Raw genomic sequence first — 14,843 nt, 5'->3', positions numbered from 1 at the left:
AGCAAGCAATAAAAAAGCGGCCGAAGCCGCTTTTATCATTATCTTTAGGAGTATCCCTATTTAGCTTGGCTCCTGAGGAATAATGGTTAACTCAACGCGACGGTTTTGAGCACGGCCCTGAGCTGTTTCGTTAGGAGCGATTGGATAGCGCTCACCAAAACCTTTCACATGTAGACGGCCAGCCTGAATGTCACGTTGACGTAGGTAGCTTGCTACGCTTGAGGCGCGCTTTTCAGAAAGCTCCTGATTGTAAGCATCAGAACCAACCGAATCAGTAAAGCCGGCCACCTCAAGATCTGTGTCTACGTACTTGTATAGCACCTTTGCAACAGAGTTTAGGACTGGATAAAAGTCTGCGTTTACGTCGTGACGATCCGTTTCAAAAGTAATGTCACCAGGCATAATTAACTGAATTTTATCGCCATTTCGCTTAACGCCAACACCGGTACCAGCAAGCTCTTCACGTAGCTCTGCTTCCTGATGATCCATATAGGCGCCAACACCGGCTCCGATTGCACCACAGCCAAGTGCTGCATTTCGTGCGTATTTACTATTTTTTGTTGCGCCAATCAAACCGCACACTACAGCTGCACCAGCACCATATTTAACTGCGTTACTGGTTTTTTCTTCACCAGTATATGGATCCAGTACGGTACAACCTGATGCTACCAATGCTGCTAGAGTAGCTACGGTTAAAGTTTTCTTAATAGAGGTAAACTGCTTCATTATTGATGTCCTCGTGTTTCCCCAAAATGTAATGTCAGTATATACAGTCTAAGTGAATAAAAACTGAATTACCTTAATACTACCAAGTGATATTAAGGATTTCTTAGATTGTACAAGTTTAATGTGATAGAAACCTCAAAATTCAAATGAATTTGCAGAATTTCAAAGTGTTATGCTTTTAAAGCGTAGATTGAAGGGAGGTTTCTCCATAAGCCTTTGTAGTCCATTCCGCATCCAAAAATATACCTATCTTCCACCTCAAGCCCTGAGAATGTTGGTTTGAAACCGCTTTTAGGTTTGCGATCATGCTGTTTATTGACTAGAACCGTAGAGCAAACTGATTTTGCACCTAATTGTTGACATTCTTTTGCTATAGCCTCAAGTGTAAGCCCCTCATCAAAAATATCATCCAGTAATAGAATGTGTTGCTGTTCGATATCGGAAGCCTTTGGCTTAACTGTCCAAGTTAGTTTTTGGCCATGGGTATTATCCCCGTAGCGACTAGCATGTAAGAAACTTAACTTTACAGGGAAGTTTAGGTATCTAAGGAGCTGCCCTGAAAAGTAAAGTCCGCCATTCATAATGCAAAATGTAGAGATGACTTCACCTTTGAACTGACTCTGCTGATAACATTGATTTAACTGTTCAGCTATCTTTTGAATGGCATTATCGATAGTGTGCTCACCGATTAATACTTCTGACTTTTCAAGAATATTGTAATTAGTATCCGTTGCAGGCTTGTGTTCTTTTTGATTCACGGTAATTTCTTTGCCTATTTTGGGAGTGTGGCCAGTATAAATTATCTGGATGTATGGCTACCAGCCATCTGGCACACTGTAATTAAATTTCATTATTTAGTTTTGCGTCTAGCGTCATTGGGAAAAGCTCGATAAAATATCGAGCAATTCACTTATTCAGTGTGAGTTTTACACTTTTTTCAAATAATTAGCACAGAATTCGTTCTCAAAATGCGATATTCTCCGCCGCAGAAAATAAACTCATGACAATATGAATCAGGATTTTGAAGGTATGGCTCAATTTTTAAAGCTGATCTTAATGGTACTTGCTGCAACAGTTGCATTCAGTCAACCCAGTAAAGCGGAACAGGTGCCCGATTTATATAGTGCGACCTGGCCGGTGGACAGCCAGTCTTCTGCGCTGAGAACTCAGGCTATTAAGAAAAGCTTTGAGCAAACTCTGATTCGCGTAAGCGGTGATCGAAATGTGTTACGCTCTCCGACGGTTCGTGATGCTGTAGAGGATGCTGAGCAGTACCTTCGACGCTACTCTTACCAAAAGCTATCTGCAGCGGAACAAATGATTTTTGAAAAACCTTTATTATTGAAGGGCACATTTGATAAATCATCCATTCTAAGGTTGCTCAAACAGGCTTCGAAACCAATCTGGGGGGAAGACCGCCCATCGGGTATCTTTTGGATTGCCTATGAGACCAGTGGCTTGCGGAAAATAGCTAGTGATGAAGTAGCCTTCATAAATGCGGCTTTAAATATTTCAGCTGAAAAGCGTGGCCTGCCAATTACAATGCCATTAATGGACATTGAGGACCAGTCAGCACTAGAGGTTGCTGATGTATGGGGCCGTTTTGAGAGTCCGCTGGAAAGAGCGAGCCAACGTTACTCAAGAGATTACTGGGTTGCTGGCAGTCTCTCTAGAAATAGCAGCCAGTGGCAGGGGAGCTGGCTGTTTACTTACCAGGGGCGTAGCGAGCGCTTTTCAACCGTTGGCAGAACTTCATTCGAAGCTATTAATGCTGCCGTAAATCGAGTTGCAGATTCATTGTCGGCTAAGTTAGCGGTAGTTTTATCTGAACATGCCCAGGAAATATTTATATCCGTAGAAAACCTAAGAGATTTCGAATCATTTGCAGGTTTGCAGAAATATCTAAACTCTCTGGCCATGGTAAAATCGGCCAGTGCAGTGGAAGTTGCTGGTGACACGGTCTTATTTAAAGTAGAATCACTAACTGCTCCACAAAACTTGATTGAAGCAATAACTTTAGGGAATAATCTGCAGCGGTCAAATTATGGCTTCGAGCCGATTGACAGTTTAAGGGGTGATTTTCACTTTATCTGGGAAACGCCTTAATATAAAAATAAGTTAAATAAAAACATGGGTTTAAACTTACTTCCAAACATTATTACGCTACTGCGAGTGGTTCTGATTATACCATTCGCCTACTATACATGGCATCAGGACTACACCTCAGCAGTGATAATATTTCTTATCGCGGGTGTTTCTGATGGTTTGGATGGTTTGCTTGCCAAGAGATTTAACTGGCAAACCCGCTTCGGCTCCATTACTGACCCGTTGGCGGATAAAGTTCTTTTATTTGTCGCCTTATTGTTGTTAGTGATGAAAGGTCATATTTCCTGGACACTATTCTGGATTTCTACCAGCCGAGATATTTTAATTGTTGGTGGAGCTACCAGCTACCATTATCTGGTTGGCCCATATGAAATGCGACCTAGCCTCATCTCTAAGTGGAATACAGCATTACTCATCCTGCTGGTTCTGTTGGTACTGGTCCATCTAGGCTGGTTCAGTCTCCCAGAAATGTTCCTTGACGGACTGGAGTTTGCAGTAATTTTAACCTGCATAATCAGTGGGTTACATTATATCTGGCTTGGTATATCTCATTACCGAGGGCAAGCTGCCAGCAGTCAGGGTGAAGATGTGAAGTCTGAGCGCCAAGAAAAAGAGCGAGTGGCTGAGAAAGGCTAATTGAATCAAAGCTTTTGTCATCAGTATTATGCAGCAACTACCTCTCGACATAGAAATTAAAGCCGATGCAACGTTCAGTAACTTCATTGCTGGGGGGGAGGAAGCTAACCGTCAGCTGGTTGATTTACTCAAATCGGTTGCAGCTGGAAACAGTGAATTTATCTATCTGTACGGTAATGCGGGAACCGGTCGAACGCACTTACTGCAGGGGTTTATCCACCAGTATTCTGAATGCTTTCCACAACGACTGGTAGCTTATCTTCCGCTTGATAACCCCCAACTTGTTCCTGCAATGGTAGATGGTCTTTTGTCCTTCGATGCAGTATGTCTCGATGGTCTGGAGCATTGTCTGGGAAATAAAGAGTGGGAAACGGCCTTTTTTAATCTTTATAATCATTTTAAAGAGCAAAATAAGATTCTAATTATTGCCGGAGATAAAGCACCGCAGCAGCTGGAAGTTGTACTGCAAGACTTGAAATCGAGACTGAGTGCGATGTTGATCCATGCCATTCAGCCTTTACCCGATGATGCAAAACGATTACTACTTCAACAGAAAGCTGAAGAAAGAGGTTTGGAGTTGTCAGAAGACGTAATAAACTACTTATTTTCCCGTCAGCAGAGAGATTTGCCGTATCTTCTGGGTATGTTGGAGAAACTTGATCAGGCATCACTACAGGCACAACGTCGCCTAACGATTCCATTCGTTAAGCAAGTTCTAGGTCTGTAATTAAGACCTTAAGATGATTGCGCTTTTTCCTCGAAAAGAAACTCAAGACTTGTTTTAGCATGACGTAAATGTGGAATCACAATAGACCCCCCCACCAGCATCGCAACGCCCATTGCTTCATCAAGTTCCTCCTTTGACCAGCCTTGTTTTACGGATTGCTCAAGGTGGTAATCGATACAGTCATTACAGCGTAAAACCATGGAGGCAACCAGGCCCAGTAGTTCTTTTGTACGACTATCAAGCTTGCCTTCGCCGTAAGCTGTTTTATCTAAGCCAAAGAAACGTTTAATTAATAAACTCTCGGTATCAAGCGCTTTTTCATTCCCTGCTTCACGCTCTGCTCTGAATTCTTCAAAAGGGTGCTTAATTTGCTCTGACATAACCATTAATCCAAAGTCTAAAAAAGTCATTGTACAAACTTGATTTATAAGCACAAGTAAAAGCTTAGGCAAGCTGTTTTCATGGTTCTATCTGTGGTATAAATAGTAGTGGTCTGGGGAGCTGTGAGGAATATTGCTCAATGAGTGATGCGAATAATGAACTCTATAATATATTAGTGCAAGGGGCGGACGCTTGGAATCAGTGGCGTAAGGAAAACCCGAAAGAGAAGGTTGTTTTTGATGGCCTGGATTTACGAGGGATGGATTTATCCGATTGCGATTTATCTGAAGCCAGCTTTGTCGGCACAAACATTGCTTATGCTGACTTAAAAAATGCAGTCCTTATAGCCAGCAATTTAACTGATGCAAACCTTTGCTACTGTAATCTATCGAATGCGAAACTCATTGCTGCTAACCTGAAAAAAGCGAATTTGAGTCATGCCAACTTACTGCACGCCAATTTACTAACGGCAATCTGTTATCAAACAGACTTATCTAACGTTGACCTGCGTGACCATGATCTTCGTGGTCAAGACCTGCGAGAAGCTAATCTCAGTGGTGCAGATTTACGTGGACAGAATCTTGAAGGTCTGGATATGCAGGGAGCACAATTAATTGGCGCAAAGATGGAGCGTGTGAATTTAAGAGATACTAATCTGACCGGTGCAAACATGTCAGATGTGGACCTATCAAACTGTAATATCGAAGGGGTCTTACTCAAGAGCGCTAATCTCAGTAACGTTAACCTGACTTCACAAAATTTGTCTGGCTTTAACTTATCTAAAGTAAACCTTCAGGGTGCTGATTTAAGAAGTGCGAACTTGTGTAAAGCAAATTTGGATGGGGCAAAACTGAGTTCTACTAAATTGTGGCAAGTACAAACAAAAGGCTGGTCAATCCGTAATATTGAATGCTCACACGCCAGCTGGGATCAAAGAGGTCGTGATTTTACCCATTACTCTCCTCACCAGTTTGAGAAACTATTTTCGGACAAGGTTACTTTTACCTTACGCTATCAGCGGATGTTATCTTACCAGGATTTAGCAACTTTACCGTTCTTTATTGAACATCTAGAAGCCAGCTATTGGGGGTGTAAGTTACGTATCCGTGATATTCGCAATGAACCAGGTGATACTCGTGCAGTCTTGGTAGTTGAGGATACCGGCGGCTTAAACCCTTCGGTTTTAGAGAGCAGTCTGCAACAGGAAGCAGATAAATTACAATCAATTCAGATCAGCCTTCAATCTGAGCGCAAGCTTCAATTCGAAATACGCGAATCCCTACAGGCAATTAAAGATAAGTACTGGCCCAAGCTTCTTGAGTTATCAGAAATCGATAGTGACGCTAAAACACGTCGTTTGGCGGTTCTATTTACTGACTTAAAAGGTTTTTCCAATTGGAACGAAGAAGAACGTACCGATAAGCTGTCATTATTCAGAGGGCTACTGAAACCTGTTCTTAAAAAATGGCATGCCAGTTATCCTAATATGGAAGGGGATTCCTTAAGAGCAACTTTTCAGTCCGTCGAACACTCATTACAGTGCGCTGCAATGATGCAAAGGGTTCTGGCAGGAGCTGGCTTTTCACTTCGAATCGGTTTGGATATTGGTGAAGTGAAAATCACCCATAACGAAATAACCGAGCAACTGGATATTGAGGGTGATGCTATTAATTTTGCAGCGCGACTTGAGTCAATGGCAGATCCAGGGCAGGTTCTGGTTTCAGAGAACGTAAGACATTATGCAATTCAAACTGATGCACCATTTAAATTTGAAGAGCATCGATTAGCCCTTAAAAAAGCGGTCGGTGATAAACAGGCCGGTGATACCGTGGTTTGCTACAGTTCAAAATTAGAGGCTGAGGATTAGAATGGGTCTGAAACAAAAGTCACTGACAACGGCGCTGACACTCCTTTTGGCTAACACCGTCTGCGCAGAAGGAACGGATATTATGCTGCTGCCACTCTCAGAGAAGGATGGGCACTTTGAGATAGAGTTGGAGCCGGTTCATATTACTCAGCGTGACGGTTATGATAACCAACCAAAGTTTACTTTGGATAGCGATTCAATCTTTTTTACCCGTATGCAGGGAGTAGAAGGGAAAGAGCAGCAGCAAACCGACATTTACCGTTATTCACTTCAAGATAACGCGGCTATTAATATCACACAAACAGATGAGCATAGTGAATACTCAGCCACACCATATGATAGTGACTCAGTTTCAATCATCGGTGTTAACCCTCAAGGTCAGCAACATCTGCGCAAGGTTAATCTTTTAAATGCTGAACAAGAAGTTTGGCGCAAGGATATTGAACCAATAGGTTATCATGCCTGGCTGAATGAAAATCAGGCTGCTGTATTCGTTCTGGGTGATGTGATGACATTACAAATTCTAGATATTAGAGGAAGTGAGAGGCCGTCTATTTTGGCAGAGAATATTGGACGTTGTTTGCAAACAGTAAGGCATGGGAAAGTAAGTTTCACCGTTGAAGAGGCTGGTCAGCACCATCTTAAAACTCTATCATCTAAGGGGCATATCGAAGACACAGGCATTACCTTGCCAAAAGGTGTGCAGGATTATATCTGGCTTGATGAGGTGAGCGTTTTAGCAGGGGAAAACTCACGGTTATTAAAGGTTGAGCGAGATAAGGCTTCGGTTATTGCTGACTTAGAAGAATTAAACGTTCGGGGTATTACCCGTCTTGCCATAAGCCCTGATAAGTCAAAGCTGGCAATAGTCTACGAACGACCTTAGCTTGTATCACGATCAATAAAAAAGCCGCTTTTTTAAGCGGCTTTTTTTACTGTTAAAACTTAGACTTTGGGGCCAGCTGAAATTAAAGCTCTTGCCTTATCGTTATCAGCAAAGCGGTTAAAGTTATCAATAAACATACCCGCTAGCTTCTTGGCTTTAACCTCCCACTCTTCAGCATCCTTATAGGTATCACGCGGATCAAGAATATTGCTGTCCACACCTTTTAAATTTGTAGGAATAGCTAAGTTGAAATAGGGTAGGGTCTGGAAGTCCGCTTCATCAATTGAGCCATCCATAATGGCATCGATAATTCCACGGGTGTCTTTAATAGAAATACGTTTACCAGAGCCGTTCCAACCAGTATTAACCAAATAAACCTCAGCACCAGCGTCTTGAATACGCTTTTCAAGAACTTCCGCATACTGTGTCGGGTGTAAGCTTAGGAATGCTTCTCCGAAACAGGACGAGAAGGTCGGTGTTGGTTCAGTAACACCTCGCTCAGTACCAGCCAGCTTAGCTGTGAAGCCTGAGAGGAAGTAATACTGAGTTTGCTCAGGGGTTAACTTTGCAACAGGTGGGAGTACACCAAACGCGTCTGCACTTAGGAAAATCACCTTGCCTGCATGACCTGCTTTTGATACAGGTTTAACAATGTTATCAATATGATAAATTGGATAGGACACACGAGTGTTTTCAGTTTTCGAATTATCTTCGTAGTCGATGTTGCCTTTTTTATCAACCACAACATTTTCTAGTAGTGCATCACGGCGAATTGCACGATATATGTCAGGTTCATTCTCTTCCGACAGGTTGATCGTTTTCGCGTAACAACCACCTTCGAAATTAAATACTCCATTATCGTCCCAGCCATGCTCATCATCACCAATCAATGCACGTTTAGGATCGGTTGATAAAGTTGTTTTACCAGTTCCAGATAGTCCGAAGAAAATGGCAACATCACCTTCTTCACCAACATTAGCGGAACAATGCATTGATGCGATACCTTTAAGAGGCAGAAGGTAGTTCATCATAGAGAACATACCTTTTTTCATTTCACCGCCGTACCAGGTACCACCGATTAGCTGAATCTTTTCAGTCAGGTTAAATGCAACAAAGTTTTCAGAGTTTAAACCATGCTCCTGCCACTTATCATTGACTGCTTTAGAGCCATTCATTACGACGAAGTCAGGCTTGAAATCTTGCAGTTCCTGCTCAGTAGGGCGGATGAACATGTTTTTAACAAAATGCGCCTGCCAGGCTACCTGCGTAATAAATCGAACTTTTAGACGAGTATCTTCGTTGGCTCCACAAAAAGTATCAACAACAAACAGACGGCTACCTGACAACTGTTCGGTTACTGTAGACTTTAAGTCTTCCCATACTGCCGGAGAGATGGGCTTGTTATCATTAACACCATTTTTAGACCACCAGACAGTATCTCTAGTAACATCGTCTTCAACTATGTATTTATCTTTTGGAGAGCGGCCAGTAAAAATCCCTGTATCAACGGCTACAGCGCCAGATTTAGTGACAACGCCGCGTTCATAGCCAGTAATGTCTTCTTTTGTTTCTTCTTCAAATAGAGTTTCGTAAGACGGGTTGTAAACGATTTCGTGGACTGAATGGATGCCATATTGGCTCAGGTCTACATCGCGGGACATTAGGTTCTCCTCGTGGACAAAGCAGGGCTTTGTAGTGCAATTGTTTTAATAACATTTAGCTATTTGAAAATTGCACGTAATTATGCCAAAAAACTTTTGGGCTGGCGAGGTTTAATGAAACTTATTTGCAATATTTTTGCTAATTTAAACAAGGCTACCCACAAATGGGTTGCAAAAGCATGAATTATTGTTTTCAAGCTTTGCAAGACGATTAATTGTTACGATTAAGAGATAGCTTGGCTAATTCAACTAAGGCTGTTTTAAATGCTGACTCTGGTAGAGGTGTTAGCGCATCAATAGCCTTTTTAACTGCTTTTTCAGCTGCTTGATAAGTATATTCAATAGCATTAGTTGACTTGACAATCGACATGATTCTATCCAAATCGTCCAAACCACCTTGCTCAATTGCGGCCCGTATTACGGCCTGACCGTCAGAGTTAGATTGCGTTAGTGCATATATCAAAGGCAGTGTTGGCTTTCCTTCCGCCAGATCATCACCAACGTTTTTGCCCATTTCCTCAGCATCAGCAGCATAATCCAGAGCATCATCAATCAGCTGAAAGGCGATTCCAAGTTGTAAGCCATATGTTCTAAGTCCTTTTTCAATCTGGCTGGAGGCATTAGTCAATACAGCGCCCAGCTGGGTTGCTGCGGCGAATAATATGGCGGTTTTGCGCTCTATGACCTGATAATATCCTTCTTCAGATACTTCAGGATCATGGATATTCATCAATTGCAGAACTTCGCCAGCAGCAACTTGATTCGTCGTATCAGCCAGGATGTTCAGTACTTTCATATTGTTGACTTCTACCATCATCTGGAAAGAGCGGCTGTAAAGGAAGTCTCCAACCAGCACAGAAGCTTGATTACCAAATAGCTCATTTGCCGTTTCTCGACCGCGCCTCATACTGGACTCATCAACAACATCATCGTGCAGTAGGGTAGAAGTGTGGATTAGTTCTATGACGGCTGCTAGTTTCGCATGATCGCTTCCTTCATAACCCATTGATTTAGCAGCTAGAAGTACCAGCATGGGGCGTAGGCGTTTACCGCCCGCCGCAACAATATAATGACCGACCTGATCTACCAGAGCTACGTCAGACTTCAGGCGATCCAGGATCATTTGATTAGTTGCTTGAAAGTCACTCTCTACCAATGCACGAATATCTGCCAGGTTCATTGTCTACCTTTAAAGTTCTCTGTAAACTGGTGCCAAAGGCTGATTAAGCAGACAGTTAATGGGCACCAGTCACACTAAATTTGATAATTGCTTGGCAATCCTAGTTAGGCTAGGCCTTGTGGTCAAGCTTTTATGGTGAATATTCAACATCTGGATAGTGTTTTGGCCGCTTCAAGGACTATTTAGTAAAAAACAGTGCTTTTTGAGGTTTTATGCACGATAAATCCTTGCTTTAGGCAGGGTTTTGCCTTAAAATTCGCGCCCTCAAATTAAGAAAGCCTTAGAGCAATACATATTAACCTTCTTGTTGAGATATATGAGAGGGTCTAAACTGGAGAATAAATATGTACGCAGTAATTAAAAGTGGTGGTAAGCAACACCGCGTAAAAGAAGGCCAGGTCGTACGTCTTGAGAAGATCGAGGCAGAAACTGGTGCTACAATCAATTTTGAAGACGTTTTAATGGTAGCTGATGGTGATAACGTTACTATCGGCACACCTTTAGTCGATGGTGCTGTGGTTTCAGCTGAAGTTGTTGACCACGGTCGCGCTAAAAAAGTGAACATCATCAAGTTCAAGCGTCGTAAACATCACATGAAACGTCAAGGTCACCGTCAGTGGTTTACTGAAGTAAAGATTAACGGTATTGCTCTTGATGGCTCAAAGAAGCCTGCTAAGAAAGCTCCAGCTAAAAAAGCAGCTCCTAAAAAAGCAGCAGCAAAGAAGACAGACGGTGATGATTTAACACAATTATCAGGTGTTGGTCCGGTTATTGTTAAGAAATTGAACGAAGCTGGTGTAACAACATTTAAGCAAATCGCTGAGTGGACTGCTGAAGACGTAGCTCGCTTAGACGAAGAACTTAGCTTCAAAGGTCGTATCGAGCGTGAAAACTGGATCGATCAAGCTAAAGAATTGATGAAAGGAGAGTAAACGATGGCTCATAAGAAAGCTGGTGGTAGTACTCGTAACGGCCGCGATTCCGAAAGTAAACGCCTTGGTGTTAAGCGCTTTGGTGGTGAAGAAGTAAGCGCGGGTAGCATTATTGTTCGTCAACGTGGCACAAAGTTCCACGCTGGTAATGGTGTTGGACTTGGTCGTGACCACACTATCTTTGCGAAAGTTGATGGCAAAGTTAAGTTTGAGACTAAAGGTAAAGACAAGCGTAAGTTTGTTTCTATCGAAGCTTAATCAAGCTTAAGCTTTAAAAAAAGCCTCAGCTATCGCTGGGGCTTTTTTGTATGTCGAGCCGGATTTCATAGCACTGATATTCTGGCTTATTAAGCGCGATACAATAGGATTTATGGCACAATAGACTTATGAAATTTGTAGATGAAGTCTCAATTAAGGTTAGAGCGGGCGATGGTGGTAACGGCATTGTCAGTTTTCGCCGTGAGAAATATGTAGCCAGAGGCGGCCCTGATGGTGGCGATGGCGGTGATGGCGGCAATGTATATATAGAAGCTGATGAAGAGCTCAATACATTAGTTGATTACCGTTATGTACGATTCTATGAGGCAACTCGTGGTGAAAATGGTCAAGGTCGAAATAAAACCGGTGCCAAAGGCGAAGAGCTTATACTGAAAGCTCCTGTAGGAACTCAAATCACTGACAAAGAAACCGGTGAGATTGTTGGCGACCTGACTCGGCCTGGCGAGAGAGTCCTGGTTGCCAAAGGGGGTTTCCATGGGTTAGGAAATACCCGTTTTAAGAGTTCAATTAATCGAGCTCCTCGCAAGGCGACTCATGGTACTCCTGGTGAAGTTCGGGAATTACGCCTGGAATTGAAAGTTTTAGCTGATGTTGGACTTCTAGGCTTGCCTAACGCCGGTAAGTCGACATTTATTCGTGCCGTATCATCTGCTAAGCCAAAAGTTGCTGGCTACCCCTTTACTACACTGGTTCCTAACCTTGGTGTGGTTCGAGTAGATGCCGAATCCAGTTTTGTTGTTGCCGATATACCTGGTGTTATTGAAGGTGCCGCCGAAGGTGCTGGTCTAGGTATAAGATTCTTGCGTCATTTAGCTAGAACTCGTATTTTGCTGCACATCGTTGATTTAATGCCGTACGACGAATCGGATCCGGTAGAGAATTTTAATGGCATTATGAACGAGCTATATAAATATAGCGAAAGTAAGGATATATCGCTTAAAGATAAGCCAGTCTGGTTAGTATTTAACAAAACTGACCTGATGACAGAGGAAGAGGCAGAGGCTCGTATGCAAGATGTTCAGGAGCGCCTTGAGTGGGATGGTCCTGTGTTTAAAATGTCAGCGATCAAGAAAGAAGGTACCAGGGAAATTTGTAACTCAATTATGGACTATCTAATTGAGCACCCACAGATTCGTAAATTTGAAGCTGAAAAGACTCAGGAAGAGTTTAACTGGCCTGAGCCTGGTTCCATGGATGAGGCCGAAGCGGATCCGTTTGAAGGCTTGGAGCCAGAGTGGGTTGAGGATTTGGAGGATGACGGCGTAGAAGTTGTGTACGTCGATCCTAGCCAAGTGCCTGATGACAAAAAGTAGTCGATTAAAAACTTAAAAAAAAGCCGCTGTAAAGCGGCTTTTTTGTGCCCAGCAGATAGTTTGGTAAAAAGCTGGCTAAAAGAGTTAAGGGAGCAGGTTATACCCTTGTTCCTGTAACATTACCAACATGGTCATGGCTGAAAGCGATAACTCGACATCTTCAGATAGCTCAGACTTCTCAATCTTACTGAACTTGGCGGACTGGCCACATAAATAAAAATCTACGCCGAGTTGTCTTAACTCTTTAATTAAGGGCAGGTTAGGATTTTCCACGCCATGGCGCTGTTTATAGGCCGAGTTATTTAGGCTATCCTTGGTGGATTCGCCGTGAAGTACTACTGCTATGCGCATATTCTCTGTACTCACTCCGTTGGCTGCATGCATATTGATAAATCTAGCCACGCTTTCAATGTTACGGTTTAATTTCTCAGGTTCCTGGCTGGTTTTAGTTACATCAAACACGGCTTTGTATACGAAATCTTCTGGTAGCGCTGTGTCCCTGTCTTCTATTTTAAAGTAAGGGCCGTAGTTATTGATGGCAGGACCATAAAGAGGTTTCTGAGTGTCAGTGGCTTTGGCACCAGCTGCAAAAGTTAGCAGTACGGTCAAAATTAGTAATAAGTGATGGTTACTCATAGCATCTTCCATTATTGGATTAGTTGTTCTAGGTTAACAGATAGAGTAAAAAAAAAGCCACTCAATGAGTGGCTCAAACTAACACAGAGGAGTTGTGTTGTTTATCGACCTTCTCGTCGTAAAGCGGACGAGGTGAACTGTCGGTAAGTCATACTTTCAGAAAAATCGTACATATCTTCCTGGTTGTCCAGACCGTATGCAATGTATCGCTGTGCTTTTAAATCGTGGAGAACATCCAAGGTCGACCACAATACAGGTACTTCGTAGTAGTTTATTGCATGAGCCTCACCTACTCGCCATAATTGACCTTGCTCGTCATAGTGATCCACCAGGAGGGCCTGCCAGCTATCTTCATCAAGGTAGAAAGTACGACGGCTGTAGATATTGTCTTCCAGTTCCTTAAGTGTCGCTTCCACAACCCATACCCGGTGCAGTTCATATCGAGTAAGGTCTTGGTTGATATGACCTGGACGAATAATATCTTCATAGTCCAGCTGATCGCTATGGAGTCTATAGGCATTGTAAGGAACAAAGATTTCTTTCTTTCCCTTGAGTTCCCAGTTATAGCGATCGGGAGAACCACTGAACATATCGAAGTTATCAATTGTCGCAAGACCGTCGGACGCTAATGCTGGAGCATCATAAGCAACAGTAGGCGTCCTAAATGCACGACGGCGACCTGGATCATAACGCCACGCTCGACGTGGATCGACTACCTGGTTAGAAGTTTCATGCACAAGTAATACTTCCCCAGCTAGGGCTGCAGGCGAGGTTATACGTTGCTTATACAGGAATAGAAAGTTATCACGTTCAGGGTGTTCCTGTGCATAATACTGTAGTGATTCCTGCTCAAACTTAACAGGGTTGAAGTTACCGTCCTCGGTAGGGGTTACTTGGACATATTCTCTCTTAATGGAGTCACCACGATAGCGAGTCAGGTGATTCCAAATAGCCTCTAAACCATTTTGAGGGATTGGGAATGGTACTCCCACAGAAGCATTTTTCAGACCAGCACCGTCCTGGGTTAACTCTGCTTTTGTGGCATTTTTTATACTGAAATCATAAATTTTTTGCGGGAATGACGCACTTCTATGAGTTGGGTATACGTTTATTTTATAATCCGGATATTGCTTAATCAAAGCAATTTGTCCTGCAGTCAGGTGATCTGCATAATCACGATAATTGCTCTGCGTAATAGTTAGCAGAGGTTTATCAGAGACGAATGGATCGCGATGATGCTCGCCTGGCTTATAATCCTTAGGAGTTTTCTTTATACCACCTGTCCATGCTGGAATAGTCCCTTCTTTGTTACCGGCTCTCTCCGCACCCATTGGTGTGAGCTCGTTGCGCAGCTTCTTCGCTTCATTTGGAGTAACTTTAGCGTTAGCTGCCGGGGTCATGACGCAAGCAGTCATGAGTGATAGTAAAATCAACTTTTTCATGGAAAAGACCTTGCAGAACTTATGAACCCGAGAATTTTACACATCCGACCACTTATGTCAACTGGTACAAC

At 42.8% G+C, this 14,843-nt stretch carries 15 protein-coding genes; 8 read left to right on the top strand and 7 right to left on the bottom strand.

What is annotated here, in order from left to right; all coding sequences use genetic code 11:
• Positions 1-60: 60 nt before the first annotated feature.
• Positions 61-726, bottom strand: a complete 666-nt coding sequence (locus KS2013_RS07135; protein WP_068991788.1) for an OmpA family protein — start codon at positions 724-726, stop codon at positions 61-63.
• A 170-nt stretch (positions 727-896) separates the two neighbouring features.
• On the bottom strand, positions 897-1,484 hold the full coding sequence (locus tag KS2013_RS07130) for a hypoxanthine-guanine phosphoribosyltransferase (protein WP_083217807.1): 588 nt from the start codon (positions 1,482-1,484) through the stop codon (positions 897-899).
• Positions 1,485-1,734: 250 nt separating this feature from the next.
• Between KS2013_RS07130 and KS2013_RS07125 the strand changes: the two genes are divergently transcribed.
• The 3 genes from KS2013_RS07125 to hda are packed head-to-tail and all read left to right on the top strand — an operon-like array spanning position 1,735 to position 4,195.
• Positions 1,735-2,832 carry a DUF2066 domain-containing protein gene (locus tag KS2013_RS07125; RefSeq protein ID WP_068991785.1) on the top strand — a complete coding sequence of 366 codons (1,098 nt, stop codon included), beginning with the start codon at positions 1,735-1,737 and terminating at the stop codon, positions 2,830-2,832.
• Between the two features lie 24 nt (positions 2,833-2,856).
• Positions 2,857-3,468: a CDP-alcohol phosphatidyltransferase family protein gene (locus KS2013_RS07120; protein WP_068991781.1), complete on the top strand. Its 612-nt coding sequence runs from the start codon at positions 2,857-2,859 to the stop codon at positions 3,466-3,468.
• 28 nt (positions 3,469-3,496) lie between these two features.
• Complete coding sequence (gene hda / locus KS2013_RS07115) at positions 3,497-4,195, top strand: DnaA regulatory inactivator Hda (RefSeq protein ID WP_068991778.1); 699 nt, start codon at positions 3,497-3,499, stop codon at positions 4,193-4,195.
• A gap of 8 nt (positions 4,196-4,203) precedes the next feature.
• Here hda and KS2013_RS07110 read toward each other — a convergent pair whose 3' ends face one another.
• Complete coding sequence (locus KS2013_RS07110) at positions 4,204-4,605, bottom strand: carboxymuconolactone decarboxylase family protein (protein ID WP_228703644.1); 402 nt, start codon at positions 4,603-4,605, stop codon at positions 4,204-4,206.
• Between the two features lie 110 nt (positions 4,606-4,715).
• Between KS2013_RS07110 and KS2013_RS07105 the strand changes: the two genes are divergently transcribed.
• Both KS2013_RS07105 and KS2013_RS07100 read left to right on the top strand, forming a co-directional pair.
• Entirely contained in the window at positions 4,716-6,443 is a 1,728-nt protein-coding gene (locus KS2013_RS07105; protein ID WP_068991775.1) for a pentapeptide repeat-containing protein, read from the top strand.
• 1 nt (position 6,444) lies between these two features.
• Positions 6,445-7,329, top strand: coding sequence for a hypothetical protein (locus KS2013_RS07100; protein ID WP_068991774.1), 885 nt, complete (start codon positions 6,445-6,447; stop codon positions 7,327-7,329).
• A 59-nt stretch (positions 7,330-7,388) separates the two neighbouring features.
• Here the strand turns inward: KS2013_RS07100 and pckA are convergent, their stop codons facing one another.
• The gene (gene pckA / locus KS2013_RS07095; RefSeq protein ID WP_068991771.1) at positions 7,389-8,990 is read right to left on the bottom strand and encodes a phosphoenolpyruvate carboxykinase (ATP); all 1,602 of its coding nucleotides are present in this window, start codon (positions 8,988-8,990) and stop codon (positions 7,389-7,391) included.
• 211 nt (positions 8,991-9,201) lie between these two features.
• Positions 9,202-10,170 (bottom strand): polyprenyl synthetase family protein, encoded by a 969-nt coding sequence (locus KS2013_RS07090; RefSeq protein WP_068991768.1) that lies wholly within the window; start codon positions 10,168-10,170, stop codon positions 9,202-9,204.
• Between the two features lie 344 nt (positions 10,171-10,514).
• On the opposite strand from KS2013_RS07090, the gene rplU reads away from it, so the two are divergent.
• From rplU to cgtA, 3 genes are all read left to right on the top strand, one after another.
• Positions 10,515-11,102 carry a 50S ribosomal protein L21 gene (gene rplU / locus KS2013_RS12155; protein WP_068991765.1) on the top strand — a complete coding sequence of 196 codons (588 nt, stop codon included), beginning with the start codon at positions 10,515-10,517 and terminating at the stop codon, positions 11,100-11,102.
• Between the two features lie 3 nt (positions 11,103-11,105).
• Positions 11,106-11,360 carry a 50S ribosomal protein L27 gene (rpmA, locus tag KS2013_RS07080; RefSeq protein ID WP_068991763.1) on the top strand — a complete coding sequence of 85 codons (255 nt, stop codon included), beginning with the start codon at positions 11,106-11,108 and terminating at the stop codon, positions 11,358-11,360.
• 128 nt (positions 11,361-11,488) lie between these two features.
• Complete coding sequence (gene cgtA / locus KS2013_RS07075) at positions 11,489-12,694, top strand: Obg family GTPase CgtA (RefSeq protein ID WP_068991759.1); 1,206 nt, start codon at positions 11,489-11,491, stop codon at positions 12,692-12,694.
• An 84-nt stretch (positions 12,695-12,778) separates the two neighbouring features.
• Here cgtA and KS2013_RS07070 read toward each other — a convergent pair whose 3' ends face one another.
• Both KS2013_RS07070 and KS2013_RS07065 read right to left on the bottom strand, forming a co-directional pair.
• On the bottom strand, positions 12,779-13,330 hold the full coding sequence (locus tag KS2013_RS07070) for a DsrE family protein (RefSeq protein WP_068994457.1): 552 nt from the start codon (positions 13,328-13,330) through the stop codon (positions 12,779-12,781).
• A gap of 101 nt (positions 13,331-13,431) precedes the next feature.
• Complete coding sequence (locus tag KS2013_RS07065) at positions 13,432-14,772, bottom strand: DUF1329 domain-containing protein (RefSeq protein WP_068991756.1); 1,341 nt, start codon at positions 14,770-14,772, stop codon at positions 13,432-13,434.
• Positions 14,773-14,843: the final 71 nt, after the last annotated feature.

The organism is Kangiella sediminilitoris, from assembly GCF_001708405.1.
Lineage (GTDB): Bacteria > Pseudomonadota > Gammaproteobacteria > Enterobacterales > Kangiellaceae > Kangiella > Kangiella sediminilitoris.
The sequence above is the reverse complement of the archived record's forward strand: the minus strand, read 5'-3'. Positions and strand labels throughout refer to the sequence as shown.